Annotated in this window: 17 protein-coding genes; all 17 read right to left on the minus strand. The window is 27.2% G+C overall.

The features are described from left to right. Positions 1-40 precede the first annotated feature (40 nt). The 17 genes from rimM to AACT_RS12600 all read right to left on the minus strand — a co-directional run bounded on the left by rimM (position 41) and on the right by AACT_RS12600 (position 17,902). Complete coding sequence (gene rimM / locus AACT_RS12520; protein WP_172127377.1) at positions 41-574, minus strand: ribosome maturation factor RimM; 534 nt, start codon at positions 572-574, stop codon at positions 41-43. Between the two features lie 6 nt (positions 575-580). Continuing rightward, entirely contained in the window at positions 581-820 is a 240-nt protein-coding gene (locus AACT_RS12525; protein WP_172127379.1) for a KH domain-containing protein, read from the minus strand. 17 nt (positions 821-837) lie between these two features. Beyond that, a complete protein-coding gene (rpsP, locus tag AACT_RS12530; RefSeq protein WP_129086815.1) occupies positions 838-1,065 on the minus strand; it encodes a 30S ribosomal protein S16 in 228 nt (75 codons plus the stop codon). Positions 1,066-1,152: 87 nt separating this feature from the next. After that, positions 1,153-2,505, minus strand: coding sequence for a signal recognition particle protein (gene ffh, locus AACT_RS12535; RefSeq protein WP_172127381.1), 1,353 nt, complete (start codon positions 2,503-2,505; stop codon positions 1,153-1,155). A 151-nt stretch (positions 2,506-2,656) separates the two neighbouring features. Further along, positions 2,657-3,415, minus strand: coding sequence for a pseudouridine synthase family protein (locus AACT_RS12540; RefSeq protein ID WP_172127383.1), 759 nt, complete (start codon positions 3,413-3,415; stop codon positions 2,657-2,659). After that, complete coding sequence (gene waaA, locus AACT_RS12545; protein ID WP_228720490.1) at positions 3,406-4,554, minus strand: lipid IV(A) 3-deoxy-D-manno-octulosonic acid transferase; 1,149 nt, start codon at positions 4,552-4,554, stop codon at positions 3,406-3,408. Before waaA ends, AACT_RS12540 begins: the two co-directional genes overlap by 10 nt. A gap of 2 nt (positions 4,555-4,556) precedes the next feature. Beyond that, positions 4,557-5,249 (minus strand): zinc ribbon domain-containing protein, encoded by a 693-nt coding sequence (locus AACT_RS12550; RefSeq protein ID WP_228720491.1) that lies wholly within the window; start codon positions 5,247-5,249, stop codon positions 4,557-4,559. 22 nt (positions 5,250-5,271) lie between these two features. Then, positions 5,272-6,027 (minus strand): Nif3-like dinuclear metal center hexameric protein, encoded by a 756-nt coding sequence (locus AACT_RS12555; RefSeq protein ID WP_172127395.1) that lies wholly within the window; start codon positions 6,025-6,027, stop codon positions 5,272-5,274. A gap of 9 nt (positions 6,028-6,036) precedes the next feature. Then, on the minus strand, positions 6,037-6,975 hold the full coding sequence (glyQ, locus tag AACT_RS12560) for a glycine--tRNA ligase subunit alpha (RefSeq protein WP_172127397.1): 939 nt from the start codon (positions 6,973-6,975) through the stop codon (positions 6,037-6,039). After that, a complete protein-coding gene (locus AACT_RS12565) occupies positions 6,976-7,209 on the minus strand; it encodes a glutaredoxin family protein (protein ID WP_172127399.1) in 234 nt (77 codons plus the stop codon). Beyond that, positions 7,209-7,703, minus strand: a complete 495-nt coding sequence (gene purE / locus AACT_RS12570) for a 5-(carboxyamino)imidazole ribonucleotide mutase (RefSeq protein WP_172127401.1) — start codon at positions 7,701-7,703, stop codon at positions 7,209-7,211. The genes AACT_RS12565 and purE overlap by 1 nt, the downstream gene beginning before the upstream one ends. A gap of 40 nt (positions 7,704-7,743) precedes the next feature. Further along, on the minus strand, positions 7,744-9,006 hold the full coding sequence (locus AACT_RS12575; RefSeq protein ID WP_172127403.1) for a glycosyltransferase family 9 protein: 1,263 nt from the start codon (positions 9,004-9,006) through the stop codon (positions 7,744-7,746). A 17-nt stretch (positions 9,007-9,023) separates the two neighbouring features. Beyond that, entirely contained in the window at positions 9,024-10,310 is a 1,287-nt protein-coding gene (locus AACT_RS12580; protein WP_172127405.1) for a peptidase U32 family protein, read from the minus strand. 123 nt (positions 10,311-10,433) lie between these two features. Next, a complete protein-coding gene (locus AACT_RS12585) occupies positions 10,434-13,328 on the minus strand; it encodes a methyl-accepting chemotaxis protein (RefSeq protein ID WP_216658201.1) in 2,895 nt (964 codons plus the stop codon). Between the two features lie 68 nt (positions 13,329-13,396). After that, entirely contained in the window at positions 13,397-15,118 is a 1,722-nt protein-coding gene (locus AACT_RS12590) for an IS1634 family transposase (protein ID WP_172127409.1), read from the minus strand. Between the two features lie 385 nt (positions 15,119-15,503). Continuing rightward, positions 15,504-17,033: an AAA family ATPase gene (locus tag AACT_RS12595; protein ID WP_172127411.1), complete on the minus strand. Its 1,530-nt coding sequence runs from the start codon at positions 17,031-17,033 to the stop codon at positions 15,504-15,506. 2 nt (positions 17,034-17,035) lie between these two features. Beyond that, positions 17,036-17,902 carry an NAD(+)/NADH kinase gene (locus AACT_RS12600; protein WP_172127413.1) on the minus strand — a complete coding sequence of 289 codons (867 nt, stop codon included), beginning with the start codon at positions 17,900-17,902 and terminating at the stop codon, positions 17,036-17,038. Positions 17,903-18,096 lie beyond the last annotated feature (194 nt).

An 18,096-nucleotide genomic window follows, 5' to 3' on the forward strand; every position in this document is an offset into this window, starting at 1 on the left:
AATTATACTTACAAATTCTAAGGTAGGGATTAATAAAAGATTATGAATTCTCTAGTATTTCTAAAGATTTTATAACTCTTATAGTTTTAGTTTCAATATTTATATCAATCACATATTTATCAAATATATGCGGTATTAAAAATACTTTTGGCAAACCTTTATTAACTAGCTCTTCATCTGTAATTATCTCTAGATAATCATTTAAAGGGTATCTTTGAATCTCTTTTACCATACCTAATTTTAAATCATTTTCATAAACTTCACAAGATATTAAATCAAACCAGAAAAATTCATTCTTTTCTAATTTACAATATTGTCTTGTTTGTTCAAATGTAGAGTAAAGTTCTTGATTAGTTAGTTTTTTTGCAGTATCTACATCATCATAGTTTTCAAATTTAATTAATTCTCTCGAAGGATTATATTCTGATACTTTTAATTGTAGATTTCTATTTGTGCTAAATACAGCACCTTTTTTAAATTGCTCAGGAAAATCCGAGTCTATAAAAAGTCTTAGTTGACCTTGTAGACCCACTGCTTTTCCTAATTTTGCAATAAATATTTTATTATTATTCATAGATTACTATTTCACCACTACTTGTATTTTATAAGACACACCATCTTTTGCTTTACAACCATTTGCCATAGTTTTTAAAGCATTAATCATATTTCCATTTTTACCTATAAGTTTACCAATATCAACACTATTAACACTTATAATAATCTCTGCGAAATTATCATCTATTAGCTCTTTAGTCACGCTTACATCTTCTGGTACACTAACAATTAGTCGTGCATAGTTTTCTATAAATTTAATAATCATAATATTTCTAATTAAAATTATTTAGAAGCTAGTTTTTTAACTTTTTCTGATGGTTTAGCACCAACACTTAACCAGTAGTTATATCTTTCTTCATCAATTTTTAATACTTTTGGCTCTGTAACTGGGTTAAAATAACCAATTGATTCAATCCATCCTGAATCTCTTCTTTTTCTTGAGTCTGTTACAACGATTCTGTAAAATGGTTTTTTGTTTCTACCCATTCTTGTTAATCTGATTACTGTCATGTTTTCTTTCCTTTTTTGATTATAGTATTGAATTCTGAACTCCAAAACCTAAGTTAAAAGTTCACAGCTCAACACTATTTAATATTTTTATCTTGGTATTTTTGGCATTCCACCAGGTCCCATTTGAGACAACATATTTTGTAAACCTTTCATTCCACCCTTGCTTGAAAGTTGTTTAGCCATTTTAGAAGCATTTTTAAATTGCTTTAAAATTTTATTGATTTGAACCTCAGAAACTCCAGAACCAACTGCGATTCTTCTTTTTCTACTTGGGTTCATTAAATCAGGATTTTCTCTCTCTTTTGGTGTCATAGAACCAATAAGCGCTTTAATTCTTTTTATCTCAGCAGAGTTTTCAAAATCCATATCCTTTATAGGTCCAGCCATTTGTGAAAGACCTGGAATCATTCCAATAATTGATTTCATGGAACCTAACTTACTCATCATTGAAAGTTGATCTAAGAAGTCATTAAAATTAAATTGACCTTTTTTGATTTTTTTACTAACTTCTTTTGCTTTTTTCTCATCAATAATTGCAGATGTTTTTTCAGCAAGTCCTTCAATATCTCCAAGACCTAATAATCTTGAAACAATTCTATCAGGAATAAATACTTCAAGATCTGGCATTTTTTCACCAGTTCCTATAAATCTTAATGGAACATCTACTTGATTTGCAATTGAAAGAGCAACTCCACCTTTTGTATCACCATCATATTTAGATAAAATTACACCATCAATTCCAATTTTTTCTTTAAATGTAGTTGCTGTTTTTGTTGCATCATGACCTGTTAAAGAATCTGCAACATAAAAAATCTCATTTGGATTGATTGCATCTTTAATATTTTTTAATTGAAGCATTAAAGCTTCATCAATAGCAAGTCGTCCAGCTGTATCTATTAAAAGTACATCATAATGCTCTTTTTTTGCTTTTTCTTTTGCTGCAAGTGCTATTTTAATTGGATCTTTTTCATTATCATCAAAATAAATATCAACATCTATTTGAGCTGCAATTTGTTTTAACTGCTCAACGGCTGCTAATCTTTGTAAGTCACATGCTGCTACTAAAACTTTTTTCTTTCTAGTTTTTAAATAGTTAGCTAACTTACCTGTTGTTGTTGTTTTACCAGAACCTTGAAGTCCTGTCATTAAAATTGTAGTTGGAGGAGTAGAAGAAAAAACAAAACCTTGATTACCAGAAGTTGTTAATAGATTAGTTAATTCACTTTTTAATGCTTTAAGAAAAGAATCTTGTCCAATACCTGCACTTTTTGTTTGTAATTCAACAGCCTGAATAAGGTCTTTTGTAGTTTTATGATGTACATCAGCTTTTAATAAAGCTTTTTTTAACTCTGATGTTGCTTTTGTTAAAGCTGCAACATCATCTTGATGTCTTATTTTATTTACTGCATTTCTTATCGAACCGGTTATTGAATCAAACAAAATGAATCTCCACAATTTTTAAATTGCGCAATTTTACTTTAAAAATACTTTAGTCTTGATTAAATGAGAAGGTTTAGTTTAAGTTAGTATTTATTTTATTTTATTTAACAAATCCCTGTTTATTGGGAATTGTTAAATTTTCAAAGCTTAATTATGAATGAAAGTCGTACACTCTAAATTCTTTTGGTTCTTTTGACTCAAATACATAATCAAATATTTTTGTTACTTTTGAGTGTAATAAAACTCTATTTATATTTGAAGCTGTTCTTCCATAAATAGCATCACCAATGATTGGTAATCCCACAGAATTTAAATGAACTCTAATTTGATGTGTTCTTCCTGATTCGATAACTACTTTAATTTTAGATTTATTACCTTCAACTAAAATTGGAGAAACAGTACTTTTAGCTGGTTTTCCTTTTTTCAAATCAATTTTTGATTTTGCCATTCCTCTATCTTTTGTAGTTAGAATTGGTTTATCAATAACAATCTCTTCTACAACTTTTCCATCAACAATAGCTACATACTCTTTATAAACTCTATTTTGTGAAAATTCTGTAATTGCTCTTTTTTGAAATTCTTCATTTTTTGCAAACATCATAACACCACTTGTTTCTTTATCAAGTCTGTTTAATAATATTGCTCCAGAGAATTTTTTAGCTACGTCATCAGCTGTTAAAAAAGCTGGTTTATCTACAACTAAAATATTTTTATCTTCAAAAATTACTTTAATTTTTTCAATTTCTTTTATTGTAAAATGAGTATCATTTCTAATTTCACCACGTGCAATTAAAACTTTTTTATCTCCAACTTTTACAACACCTCTATCTATTAACTCTTTTGCTTTTGAATTTGAAATTCTTTCTTGTTGTGCTAATAATTTATATGCTTTATCGTATTCTATAGCCATTTGTTTATTTCCTTTATTATAGGTTCTGTTGAACCTGCTTTTGTTAAAACTGCTTTATCTAGATTTTTTATATTATCTAAATATGTTTTCAATTCATCATTATTTATTAAATAATAGTTTTTTATGCAATCAAAAAGTGATTTTTGATTAAATATATTTTTACCACTAATTATTTTACAAGAAAAAAATGCAGGCTCAACAGGGTTATGCCCACCAATCTTTTCAAATGCTCCACCTAAAATTACCACGTCAGAAATTGCATAAATATCATTTAGCATTCCCATTTTATCAATCAATATTATATCAGAATCAAAATCCTCTTTTACAGAGTATTTATGGTAGGTAATATCTTTATTTTTAATATAATCAGAAATTAGTATATTTACTTTTTCAAACCGCTCTGGGTGCCTAGGAACAATTATAAGTTTTCCTTGATTTTTATCATAAGCACTTAAAATCAAAGTTTCTTCATTTTCATGTGTACTAGCAGCTGTGATTACACATTTTTTAGGTTTTTCTAAATCTAATTTTTTACTTGGTAATTGTGCTAGTTTTATATTACCAATTACTTCAACATTAGAAGCACCTAGTTCTTCTAATCTTTTTTTATCAACATCACTTTGTGCAAAAACTTTATCAATATTTTTAAATATCTTTTTATAAAAAAAAGAAAATCTTTTATATGATTTATAAGATTTATCTGAAATTCTTGCATTTATTAAAAAAGTTTTTGCACCTTTTTTCTTTGCAAATAAAAAAAGCATATACCAAAGTTCAGCTTCCATAACAACTAAAACTTTTTGTTTATTTATCCAAAAAGGTAAAAAGATTTCAAAAGGAAGATATCTTACATTAGAACTTATTGTTTTTGCTTCTTCATAACCTGTATTTGTAATAACAGATATATTTGCAAGCTCTTTAAAGTTTTCAATTAAAGGCTTAATAGCCTTTGTTTCACCCATAGAACATGAGTGAAACCAAATACCATTTTCTTTAAAACTAGAATTATCTTTTAGAAAAAATTTTGCTGGAATTGCTTTTTTGTATTTAGTACTTCGAGATTTCCATACTAAATAAGGAATAGCTAGTATATAAATAGCACTTAATAATAAGTAATAAAATATACTAAAAAGGCCCAAAATTAAGCCTCTACTAGTTCTTCATTATCTTTGTAAAGAATTCTTCCACAATGTGGACAGTTAATGATTTCTTCTGCTTTAATAACTTCAGCATAAGTTTTATCATTTATTTTCATATGACATCCATAACAAGCTTGTTTTTTTACAGGAACAACTGCTGAATCTTTTGCCCATCTTTTGATTTTTTCATAGAAAGTTAAAATTTTATTATCGAATTTTTCTAATAATTCACTTCTTTCTTTATAAACAATATTTCTGTCTTTATTAATTTCTTCAATTGTAGAATCAACTGCAACTTGAATTTCTTTAATATCATCTTCTTCTGCTGTTAATTTTTCTTGTAACTCTTTTAAAATTGTTTCTTTATTTTTAGTCAGATTATCTAATCTATCGATTTCTTCATTTGCAAATGAAATTTGTTCTTTTGCAATTTCTTCCTCTAATTGTAAAGCTTTTAACTCTTTATCATTGTGAACATCTTTGTTCTTTTTAGCAATATTGTCTAACTTAGTTTTTAACTCAGCTAAGTGAATATTGTTTTTTGTTCTTTTTGATTTTACATCATCAATTTCTAAATAAATTGAATTAATTGATGCCTTAATTGATTCTGCAGTTTCAACAAATGTTGCTAACTTTGCTTTTTCATTTTCAATTTTTGGTTCAAACATACTAATTGCTGTATCAAATTTTGACAATTTGATTAAATCCTGTAAATACTTATTCAACCGTTTCTCCTTCTATAAAAAACTCAAATGGATTTTTCGAAGCTGTTATTATAGCTTTTAATTTATTTTTTTTCAAATATTCTGAAAGAAGTCCCTCTATTAAGGGAGCAAAACATCTTTCACTCTCATAGTGTCTTATGTCAATAAGTGACAAACCTCTTGCTTTTGCTTCCATAGCATCATGATATTTTATATCACCTGTTAAGAAACAATCTGTTTTTACTTCGTCAATTAAAGACATTCCAGAACCAGTTACAATGGCAATTGTTTTTATAAAATCACTACATCTAACTGCTTTTGTAGTTTTTAAACCTACTTTTGAAGAAATATGTTTAACTAAATCATTAAAGTTCATATTAACTTCACAAGTAGAAATAAACTCTTGGGTATTTGTAATATTAAAACCCAGAATATTTTCTATAAAATATTTATTTAAATGGGTTTTATCAATGTTTGTATGCATTGAAATTAAAGATATATTTTTTTTAATTAATTCTCTTAATAATTTTGTACTATATGTATTGTAATTAACTTTTTTTAAACCTGAAAATATCAAAGGATGATGAGTTATTACTAAAGAATTTTCTTCAAATGTTGATACAAGTTCTAAATCTAAATCAATGCTTAGATAAACATTTTTTATTTCATCATCTAAAGTTCCAACTAGTAATCCTGCATTATCCCATTTTTCTTGTATTTCAAAGGGTGAAAGAGTATTTAATAACTCATATATTTCTTTTAATCTCAAAACAAAACCTTAAACAAATAACTCAGGTTTTTTAACTTTTAAATTTTCTAAAGCTTTTAAAGAAGAGGGACTTCCAATTCTTGCAAGTCTAGCTGGCTCTTGTTCTTTATATAAAACTGCGCAACTTTGAGATAGTTCTCGCACCTTTAAAATATAATTTTGTCTCTCAGTTACAGAAATAGCTTTTCTTGCATCTAATGTATTAAAAGCATGTGATGCAATCATACATTGATCATATGCAGGAAGTGGAATTTTTGCTTCTAGGCATTTTTTACATTCATTAAAGGCATCTTCAAAATGTCTAAATAACATCTCAGTATTTGCTACTTCAAAGTTATATGTTGAGAATTCAAATTCAGCTTCTTTATGAACATCTGCATAAGTTGTAATTCCATGTGTATTTTCATTCCAAACTATATCAAATACAGAATCTACACCTTGTAAATACATGGCAAGTCTTTCTGTTCCATAAGTAATTTCAACAGCCACAGGATCACAAGGAAGGCCCCCTACTTGTTGAAAATATGTAAACTGAGTAACTTCCATACCATCAAGCCAAACTTCCCATCCAAGTCCCCAAGCTCCAAGAGTTGGAGATTCCCAGTTATCTTCTACAAATCTAATGTCATGTTTAGAAATATCTAAACCTAAAAATTCTAATGATTGTAAATATAAATCTTGAATATTGTCAGGACTAGGTTTGATTAGTACTTGAAATTGATAATATGCACCCAATCTATTTGGATTTTCACCATATCTTCCATCTGTTGGTCTTCTACTTGGTGCAACATAAGCTGTACTCCAAGGTGTTGAATCTAAACTTCTTAATAACGTAGCAGGATGGAATGTTCCAGCACCTGCTGGAATATCATAAGGTTGTACAATGTTACATCCTTGTTTTGCCCAAAACTCTTGTAATTTTAATAGAATTTCTGAAAATGTTACCATCTATTTAATCCCTAACTCTTTATTTATTTTATTTTTATCAAAACCACAAATCCAAGTATTTCCTATTAAAATTACAGGGGCACCTTTACATCCATGTTTTTGACAATCTTTTAACGCTTCTTTGTTTTTTGATAAATCTATGAGGTTATATTTTAGTTTTTTAATTTTAAAATACGTTGTAGCCTCTTTACACCATTTACAATTTGGAAGAGTAAATAGTGCTATTGGCTTCATTATAAAAGTACTTCTATATCTTTTGAATCAGTCTCTACAGCTTTTGCTTTAACGATTCTATCTTCTTTTAATTTTATTGCTAACTCTTTATCTGAAATAGCTAAAATTTGCATTGCTAAATAAGCTGCATTTATAGCTCCAGCTTTTCCAAGTGCAACAGTAGCAACAGGCATTCCTGCTGGCATTTGAACAGTTGAAAGCATTGCATCCATACCATCCATTGCACCACCTTTCATAGGTACTCCAATAATAGGTTTAGTTGTAGCTGCTGCTAAAGCTCCAGCTAAATGAGCTGCCATTCCAGCAGCTGCAATAAATGCAACAGCACCTTTTTCTTCTGCTTCTTTTACATAATCTTTAGTTCTTTCAGGACTTCTGTGAGCTGAAGAAATAATCATCTCATATTTTACATTAAATTTTTCAAATGTGTCTGAACAGTTTTTCATAATTTCATAATCAGATTTACTACCCATGATAATAGATACAAAATTCATTAATTACCCTTTTTCTTTTGTTTTTTGGCTTATTATTCTATCAAAACTTATCTAATAGTTTTATAATCTGCTTTATCTTTACCTTCTTCCATGATTCAAATTTATAAAAAGTCAAACTTTCATTTTCATATATGAATTTTGAGAGATTTTTTGATTCATCTTTTACATATATAGTTTTTAAATATTTATAATATTTACTTTTTATTTCAAAATCATTTTGAGTGAAAAGCCCAACAGTAGGAACCATAAAAGCATCACTAATATGATATGTTGATGTATCTGTTGTTATAATTTTATCCATACATGAAACTATATATATGAAATCATTTAAATTTTTTGATTCTTTTGATAAATCAATATAATTATCTTCTTTTATTTTAGCATCAATTTGCAATGTAGATATTACAATATAATCATCCGCCTTTTGTAATAACTCTTTTAAAAATGAAATAGCAACAGCTTGGGGAATTGATTTATTTATATTTGCAGAATATGGCTGAAATAAAAGTAGTTTACCTTTTATTTTTGCATCTTCTATTTTTTTTACTAGGCTACTTGAAACTTTATACTTTGAAATATCAAGTTGATTATATTTTTCATTTTTATCTATTTTTTTATAATCAATTCCAAATTTATAAAGCCATTTATCAACATTATTTAAAGGTGTACCTAAAGCTATTCCAATATCAAAACTATTATCAAAATAATAGTCATATTCACATAATTTTTTCGTTGTTAAACTTAAAGGGAATACAGCATTTATATAATCTTGTGTTTCATAAATTTCTTTGTCTCTTGTATAAAAACTATTATTTGAAGCCTTTATAAATATATCAAATTTAATATTTTTATATACTTCATTTAATTTCTTATGCAAAATTCTTAAAGCTGTACACGAAGAGATAATATCACTAATGCTTGAACCTAAACCACCTATAAAAGCAAATCTAACTTCATCTTTTTCAATATGTTTTAATTGTTTAAAAATATCTACTTGTTTTGTATTTGCAAATTCTAAATAAGCTGGTTTTTCTCTATTTTCAAATTCATTAATATTTGAAATTCCAAGTTCTTTTGGAAAAGTGGGTATTGATCTAACGGTTTTTTCAATTAAAGTTTTAGCAAAATATTTGTCTTTATCAACTTTTGCAAATATATCTTTTATATCTTTGAAATCATCATAAGTTGTAATGTATACCGTTTCATTTTCTAAGTTTGATGGCACTTTTAATCTAAAGTAATTAACTAAAGTACCATCTGTAGTTTTAATATTTATATTTTGAGTAACTCTAAAAAATATCATCTTTTAAGAAATACTTTTTATTCGATAATTTCTGTAACGTTTTCAACTCTAAACATAGTTAAATACGGAAGTTTCCCTGGTAATTTAATTTTATTTACATTTCCACTATGAACTGATTCTAACTCTTTATTTGTCTCTGTTAATATTTTTTTGAAGTTAATATAATACAGGTCACCTTTTTTAAAGATTTTCCCAATTTCATTCTCAGCTTCTTCTAAAACTTCACCTGTTGGAGTAAAAATTTCAATATCTTCATTTGGATAAACTTTATATTTACATAAGAAGTGTTCTTCATCTTCTGTTACTAATCCTGTAACTTCATATGAACCTTTGCTTAATGCGTAATCATGATTTTGTGAATCTGTTTTTTCAAATGGTCTATGAATTAAATAAGCATCGGTAAAACCTCTATTTTTTGTAGTATGAAGTTCTCTTTGATATTTATCGGCATCATATTTATCATCATAATAGTCATCAATAGCACTTCTATATGCTTTTGCTGTTACTGCTGCATAATATGGTGATTTTGTTCTTCCTTCAATTTTAAGAGAATCTACTGCACCTGAATCTAGTATTTCTTGTATATGTGATGCTAAGTTCATATCTTTTGAGTTAAAGATATATGTACCAACACCTGGTTCTTCTTCTAATCTAAATAAAGTATTGTGATCTTCATTTACAGCATATAATGTGTATTCAAATCTACAGTCATTTGCACAGCTTCCTCTATTTGGAACTCTTCCCATTTGAACAGCAGATACTAAACAACGTCCTGAATAAGCAAAACACATAGAACCATGTACAAAAATTTCTATTTCCATATCTGGTAAATGTTTTTTTATTTCAACAACATCTTTTAATGAAATTTCTCTAGCAACAACGATTCTTTTTACTCCCATATCCCAAAATACTTGAGCATCAAGATAGTTTAAAACATTTGCTTGTGTTGATAAATGAATATCAATTTGAGGTGCAATTTCTCTACATAATTTTACAACTCCTGGAGCTGCAACAATAAAACCATCTGGCTCAAGTGAAGCCATTGTAGCTATATGTTTTTTTAGTAGTTCAATTTGTGAATTAAAAGGAAATCCATTGATTGTTGCATACACTTTTTTACCATGGGCATGGGCATAATCAATTCCTTCTTTAAATGTTTCAAATGTGAACTCTTTACCAGCTCTAATTCTTAAACTAAAGTGACTAACACCTGCATACACTGCATCTGCACCATATTTGATAGCTATTTTTAATTTTTCTAAATTTCCAGCAGGTGATAATAACTCTACTTTTTTATTGTCCATAAATTTCCTTTAAATACTTCGTCATAAATATATTTGTTTTTTTTAGTTTAATATTATACCTATTTTTAAATAAATTTAAAAGAGGATAGTTTTAATCTTATTTAGGTCGAAGGGGAAAAGCTTTTAAAAGCTTTCCCACTCATCGTCATCTTTTTTTGAAGAAGTAATTACATTAGGTATTGGTTTAGTAGAAACTACAGGTTTAATAGGTGCTTTATAAGGTTCTTTAGATATTTCTTTTTTCTCTATTTTCATTTCTGATTTTGAAGAAAAATTATCATTTTTTGCTTCTACTTTTTTAACTAAAACATTATCTTTTTTTAACTGATCTAATGATTTAAATACATTACTTGTAGCACTATCTAATGTACTAGAGAAATTGCTTAAAAGATTTTTATCAGGATCAGCTTTACAATCTTCATTTATATAATCTTGTACACTTGAATGTACTAAATTATGATGAACTTTTAACTGTGACCAATTATCTGTTTTTGTAAATGATTTTCCTATATTTTCTTGTTCTATTAACCATTTACCTAAGGCACATTCATTTGGTTTTGTAACTGTCCATGCTGTTTTTGTAGTTCCAACTTTTTCAAAATTTACCATTTTGAATTTTATATGATCATTTTTAAGTTTTGAAATATTAAATACTAAATCAATATCTTGAATTTCTTCTTTTGTTGATATTTTAAATTTAGCTCTATCTGCAATTTGAAGTAATGTATCAGATAATTTTGAAACTTCATTTGCTAAACCACTAATTGTAGTTGCAGAGTTTGCATTAACTTGAGTAGCTTGATCAAGAGCATTAACAGCATCATTGATTTGAATAATTCCTTTTTCTTCTTCTCTACTTGCTTGAGATACATCTTCTATTAATGAAATTGTCTCGTTAATTTTAGTGTTTAAAATTGTGTAACCACTAATCATATTATTAGCAATCACTTTTCCTTCATTTGCTTTTGAAGTAGCAGATGCAACTATCCCTTTAATCTCTTTAGCAGCTTCAGCACTTCTTGCAGCTAGGTTTCTAACTTCTGCTGCAACAACTGCAAATCCTCGTCCTGCTTCACCTGCAGTTGCCGCTTCAACGGCTGCATTTAAAGAAAGAATATTTGTTTGGAATGCAATTTGATCAATTACTGTAATTGCATCGTTTATTGATTTTACTTGACTATCTATATCATCCATAGCTCTTGTAGTTTTAAGTGCTAATGTCTCACCATCTTTTGAAGAAACTTGTAGTTCATTTGCAAGTGTTGACATTTGGTAAACTTTTTGAACGCTTGATTTTACAATTGATGTAATTTCTTCAACAGCTGCTGCTGTTTCTTCTAGTGAAGCTGCTTGTTCATTTGCTGAAGATGATAATCTATTTGCAGATGTTGATAATATAGTTGTATCATTATTTAATTTCTTACCACTTTCTACAATCATTGATAAAAATTCTGAAACTGCAATTCCAATTAGTTGAGAACTTGCAATCAATGAAGAAATAATACCATTTGCTTTTGAAGATTCAGTAATTTTACTATTTGGAGTAAAATCTGAATTACCATATTGCATTAAAATATTATTTAAATTAGTTAAATTATCATTTGTTTTAGAAATCATTGAGTTTATAGAATCTCTTAATTTCATAACTTGTGCATTAGATGAAGTTTTTTCAATTTTATACACATAAAATCCATTATTAACTTTTTCAATAACAGAGTCAACTTCCTCAATAACTTTTGAATCTTCTTCATATCCAGCTTTTAGTTTACTCACATAACCATTGAAACTATCTACTAAATGACCTATTTCATCATTTGATGTTTTTTCAATAATATCACTTGAAGAATTATTTGAAGAAATATCTAAAATTGCATCATTTAAATTTTCAAGAGGTTTTATTATCATTTTTTTAATCAAATAACTATAAATCAAATATACTATAAAAATAGCTATTAGAGAAAAGATAGAAATACTTAAAATTATATTATTTATCTCTTCTTTAGTTTTTTCTTCCATTAAAGCAACATCAGCTTCAATATCATCTACATATGCACCCGTACCAATAATCCAATCCCAAGGTTCAAATTTTTGTACATATGAAAACTTTTCTCGAGGATCACCTTTTTTCTCTGGTCTATCCCAGAAATATTTAACTAAACCACCATCTTTGTTGTTTTTTACAACTTCTACCATTTCAACAAAATGTTTTTTCCCTTTAGCATCTTTGTTTTCAGATAAATCTTGTCCAACTAATGCTGGTTTTATTGGATGCATTACCATTTTAGGGCTAGAATCATTTATCCAAAAATATCCGTCTTTACCATATCTCATGTCAGCAATAGCTTTTTTTGATTCTTCTTGTATTTTAGAAGATACATCAGATACATACTCACCTGTTCCAACTACCCAATTATAAGGTTTAAATAGCTTTATAAATGAAACTTTTGGTTGTGGTTTTTCAAATCCTGGTTTTGCCCATACATAATCCACAAATCCTTCACCATTTTTTTTAGCAAGTGCTGCAAATTCTGAGAAAATTTGTTTTCCCGCATCATCTTTAAATGCAGATAAATCTTTACCATTTAATGCTGGTTTTATTGGATGAATAACCATTACAGCATTTGTGTCATTAACCCAAAAATAACCGCTATCTCCATATCTTGTGGCATCAACAATTGATTTTAATCTTTGTTTTAATGCATCTTCTGAAAGAACATCTTTTAATTTAATATATTCTGATTCTAATATTGAAAATAAAAAATTAGTTTGCTTCTTTAAATCATCTTGAACTTCAACTTTAATCTTATCAATTGCAGTTCTTTCATGATAAGACTCTACTGTTTTCATAGCTAATGAGACATAGTTTTTCAACTCTAATTCTTTTTTAGCATAAGATTCTTCTTTGTATCTATTAATATTTTCATTTGAAAGTTTATTAATAGAATAAAGTGAATCAATAGTAACAGACAATGAAACCACAATAATTGTGATCCCGACTTCCGCATATTTTTCAAACAAACGCCTTAACTAAGGGATTCCCAATTTTCAAGGGGCACTACTTTTTATAGATTTTAGTATATTTACTGTTAGAATTTTCCTAGAATATAGGGTGTTGTATGTTTCTTTAATCCCATAATTCTGTAGAGTTTATTTATATCTACATTTGTTTTTGATGGTATTGCGTATTTAATTTTTCTTGTTTTATCTACTAATGTTGAGTGTTGTACAGATAGTAGTAATTCTTTTATCTTTTTAGGAGAAAGTTTTTTATATTGTACTTTTACTCTATATTCTAAGTGTCGTACTAAAAAAAGTGCAGCAAAGCTTATAGCTAAATGAGCTTTAACACGACTAGGTTTCCAATGGTATACTGGTCTTATTTTTAAATCAGATTTTGTGATTCTAAAAGACTCTTCAACTTGCCATAGATTTGAATATTGAGTAAGTATCTCATCATTAGTTAATTTGGAGTCTTTGTTGACTATTAAACCTTTTAATCCATCCCAAAGGGCATCTTGAACAATCTTCTCTTCATTGAGTGTTATTGTAAAATCACAAGATGTTGCTTCATCTTTTGTCTCTTCTAGTTGGAGATATTTTTTGAATCCTTGTGTTGATAGGTGTGTTTTAACTGATCTATTTTTTTGAAGTTTCTCTCTTAGTTTTATAATCCCCTTTTCCCTATCAGTTTTATCTTTTCGTGCTCTTTTTAGGGAATGTGTTACTATTAATTTTCTACCATTATCCAAAGTGATATTTTTTACTTTTATATCTTCATTTAATTGGAGATAATCATTCATATTAAGTATCTGCTCTTTAATACTTTTGGAGATATTTTTTATTCTTGCTCCAACGATATAATTAAACTTATGTTCCTCTAGTTGATCTAGCTCTTGTAGGTTATTTTTATTAAACATACCACTATCTGCTACATATACAACATTATCTATATTGTATTTCTCTCTTAGTATCTTTAAACTTGGAATTAAAGTATGTCCATCAAAGGTATCACCACTAAATGCTTCATATCCTATTGGTAATCCCTCTTTAGTTACCATAAGTGCTAATACTACTTGAGGCTGATTAAATTTTAAATCTTTACTATAACCGTTCTTCTTTAAAGCATCTTCACCTGTATCTTCTGTAAAAGATTCAAAGTAGATAGTTGTTGCATCAAAGTATATTACATCTATCTTATCCCCAAACAGTTCTTTAGTTTTATTATAAGAAAGGGTATTAAGTTTAGCAATAGCTATATCATCAAGTTTATCCATCATACGATATACTTTATCTAAATCGATCTCTACACCATACTTCTCTTCTAAATCAGCAACACTTCCCCTTTTACTATCAGGATTTGCTATTCTAGAGATCACCATCTCTTTGAATATTTTAGCAACAGATACATTTCTAGCAGGATTAGCTATGATTGAACCAACTTTTAATTCATCATATAACTTTCCATATATATCATGAATACCAGTTATTGTTCTACTCTCCTCTTCTAAGTTTCTTATATCAACATTATAATCTTCATCACTATAGATACTTTGATCATATTTACCTTCTAAAGTTAAATCTTCTATCAACTCTTCTGCTTGAAACAATGATTCTTTATCAACATTTTCCAAAGTTATTTGGATAGATTTAGCTAATAATCTTAATTCATCTAGCTGCTCATCATTATAAGCAACACCAATATGCTTTACAATAGTTTGCACTACCTTACCATTTACCCTTGATGATTCTACTAACTGTACTGATTTATTATATTTATCTTTTGATTTACTTTTTATTCTTACAAACATAACAGAATTTTACCATAATCTATAATAAATGTCAATATATAAATATAGTGGGGCACTACAAGGATCATAAAATATTTATAGTGCTAAAACAAGGGATTCTTTAGAGTTTATTGTGCGTATTTGTAGTGCTTTTACGGAAGTCAGGAATAGTAATAGACAATGAAACCACAATAATTGTGATCAAAGATAATAGTAACAACTTACCTTTTATTGATATATCTCTAAACATCAGGATTCTCCATATATTAATTTATGTAATATATTACCTTTTGTAAGATTAAAATGCAACTGTGATTTAATTATTTAAAAATAAATAGCTCTTATTTACTCAAAATAAGCATTATGGCAAAGTAATTTTGTATTAATTATCAAATACTAAGATAAATTATTTTAATAAGTTTTTTGCAAATTCAAAGGCTTCACTTGTGATATTTTCACCACTAATCATCCTTGCAATTTCATTTATTCTTTCTTTTTCATTTAGTAATTTAACATTTGAAATTCCATTGTGTTTATCAACTAAAAAATGTTGATTTGCACTTGATGTTAACTGTGGTTGATGTGAAATTGCAAAGATTTGATAAGATTTACTAAGTTTTATTAATACTTTTGAAATAGCGTCACTCTCTTTTCCACTTAAATTTGCATCTATTTCATCTAAAAATAAGATTCCATTATCAACAATATCAAACTCACTCATTGAAGTCAAAAGTGCAAGTCTTAATCTATTATATTCTCCTGAACTTATTGTTTCTAAAGAAACTCCATTTAATTCAAAAAGGATATTATCAATACCTGAATTATCTAATTGTTTTTCTTCTAAAATTATTTTTGCATTACTTAAATATAAAAATTTAAGATATTCGTTTATTTTATTTTCTAGTATTAGTGAAGTTTCTTTTCTATATTTTGATATTTCTAAAGAAAGTACTGATAGCTCTTCATTTATTCTTTTATAATCTTTTTCTAATTTTTCTTTTTGAAAAGATATATTTTCATATGATTCTAACTCTTTTTTCTTCTGTTCTTTATATTTTAAACACTCTTCAATAGAACCAAATCTTTTTTGCAGGGATGCTAATTTTTCAATTCTATCTAAAACATTTTCTATATTTATATCTTCAAGTTCATATAAAGAGTCATTAAACTTTTCAAATACATTGTTAAGCTCATTCATTGCTTCGTCAAAAAATGAAGAATCAACTTCCATTAATTCCAAAGCATTAGTAACATTTTGATTAAATTCCATTATTCCTGAAGCTTTTTTTATTGCAACTTCAATTTTCTCTTTTTTTGATAATCTTTTTTTTATTAAATTTAACTCTTCGTATTCATCGATACTTGGATTAATTTGCTCTATTTTATCTATTTCAAATTTTGCAAACTCTTTTAAATCTTCTAATTTATTTTCATCTTCTAATATCTTTTTTAACTCTTTTTTTATTTGTAAGAAATCTAAATATAAAGTGTCAAATGAACTTTTAATCTCTACAAACTCTTTTTTATTTTTTGAGCTAAGCTTATCTAGAAAAACTACTAATTTATGACTATCAAATTCAGAAGTGTCTTTTAGGTTTAGATGTTTAATAAGCATTGTTGAAAGATTATTTAGATTTTTCTTTGAGATTGTTTGATTATTTAAAAAATATCTTACTTTTTCTTTTTTTATACTTTTAATAACAATATCATCATCAAGTGAAATATCATATGACTCATCAGAAAAGTTCAAATTATCTAACTGTATTTCACCTAAGTTTGCTTTTACTTCTGATAATGCAAATAAAGATAATATGGCTTGCATTAAGATTGATTTTCCAGCACCACTTGGACCTGTAAAAATATTTAAACCTTTTTTAAATTCTAAATCAACTTCCTTAAAAGATAAACACTCTTTTAAATATACTCTATTAATCAAATTTAATTTCCCCATCTTAGTTTTTCATTTAATACTTCAAAATAATTTCTTTGTACCCTATGAATCATTTTAGCTTTCTTTGATGCAATTTTTATTTTTATAGATTGGTTTTGTTCAACTTCATAAATATCTTGACCATCTACAATAACAACCGCTCCTTGATTGTCAATTATTTTAAATTCAATTTCAAAATCAGCAGGCATTACAAGAGGTCTTTGTGTTAAAGAATGAGGAGCAACAGGAGTTACAATAAATGCTTCTGTTAAAGGATAAACAATTGGTCCTCCAACTGATAAATTATAGGCAGTTGAACCTGTTGGTGTTGAAACTATAACCCCATCACCATCATAAGAATTAAAGTGTTTACCATCAATTTTTGCAGATATTTTTATCATAGAAGAGATTGATTTTCTTGAAATCACAATATCATTAAAAGCAACAAATTTATTTAAATTTACACTTCCTTCAACCATCATTCTATTATCAATTTTATATATATTATTTTTTAAATCTTTTATAAAACTAGGTAATTGCTCCATTGAAATATCAGTTAAAAATCCTAAGGTTCCAAGATTAATTCCCAAAACAGGTTTATCATATTTAAAAGATTTTCTAACTACTGAAAGTAAAGTTCCATCTCCTCCGACTGAGATTAGAAAGTCAACTTTACGACATAAATCGTTTAAAGGAATACCTTTTAAAGATATCATATTTGCAGAATTATCTTCTAATAATATTTCAATATCAGCTTTTTGGAATAATTCTTTAATTTTTAAATATATCTCTTTTAGTTCTGGGCTTGAAGGCCTTAATATAATTCCAGCACTTTTTATATTAGGTAATAATTCAAAATTTTTTTCTATTCTCATAATACACCTAGCTTTATTTATAAATTTATTTAAATTATTTTATCCAATTATTTTAATAACTTAAGTAAATTTAATCAAAAAAAAGGGGATATGCAAATGCATATCCCCTTTTGGTGTAATTACGAAATCATAAATTTCTATTACACATACAAAAGCTCGTTAATAGCTATAAATGACACGCAAGTGTCATTTAC

This window comes from Arcobacter acticola, assembly GCF_013177675.1.
Taxonomy (GTDB): domain Bacteria; phylum Campylobacterota; class Campylobacteria; order Campylobacterales; family Arcobacteraceae; genus Aliarcobacter; species Aliarcobacter acticola.

Coding starts and splice junctions, on each gene's coding strand:
- rimM (WP_172127377.1), bottom strand. CDS start 574: ATGAATAATAATAAAATATTTATTGCAAAATTAGGAAAAGCAGTGGGT.
- AACT_RS12525 (WP_172127379.1), bottom strand. CDS start 820: ATGATTATTAAATTTATAGAAAACTATGCACGACTAATTGTTAGTGTA.
- rpsP (WP_129086815.1), bottom strand. CDS start 1,065: ATGACAGTAATCAGATTAACAAGAATGGGTAGAAACAAAAAACCATTT.
- AACT_RS12540 (WP_172127383.1), bottom strand. CDS start 3,415: ATGGCTATAGAATACGATAAAGCATATAAATTATTAGCACAACAAGAA.
- glyQ (WP_172127397.1), bottom strand. CDS start 6,975: ATGGTAACATTTTCAGAAATTCTATTAAAATTACAAGAGTTTTGGGCA.
- AACT_RS12565 (WP_172127399.1), bottom strand. CDS start 7,209: ATGAAGCCAATAGCACTATTTACTCTTCCAAATTGTAAATGGTGTAAA.
- purE (WP_172127401.1), bottom strand. CDS start 7,703: ATGAATTTTGTATCTATTATCATGGGTAGTAAATCTGATTATGAAATT.
- AACT_RS12575 (WP_172127403.1), bottom strand. CDS start 9,006: ATGATATTTTTTAGAGTTACTCAAAATATAAATATTAAAACTACAGAT.
- AACT_RS12580 (WP_172127405.1), bottom strand. CDS start 10,310: ATGGACAATAAAAAAGTAGAGTTATTATCACCTGCTGGAAATTTAGAA.
- AACT_RS12590 (WP_172127409.1), bottom strand. CDS start 15,118: ATGTTTGTAAGAATAAAAAGTAAATCAAAAGATAAATATAATAAATCA.
- AACT_RS12600 (WP_172127413.1), bottom strand. CDS start 17,902: ATGAGAATAGAAAAAAATTTTGAATTATTACCTAATATAAAAAGTGCT.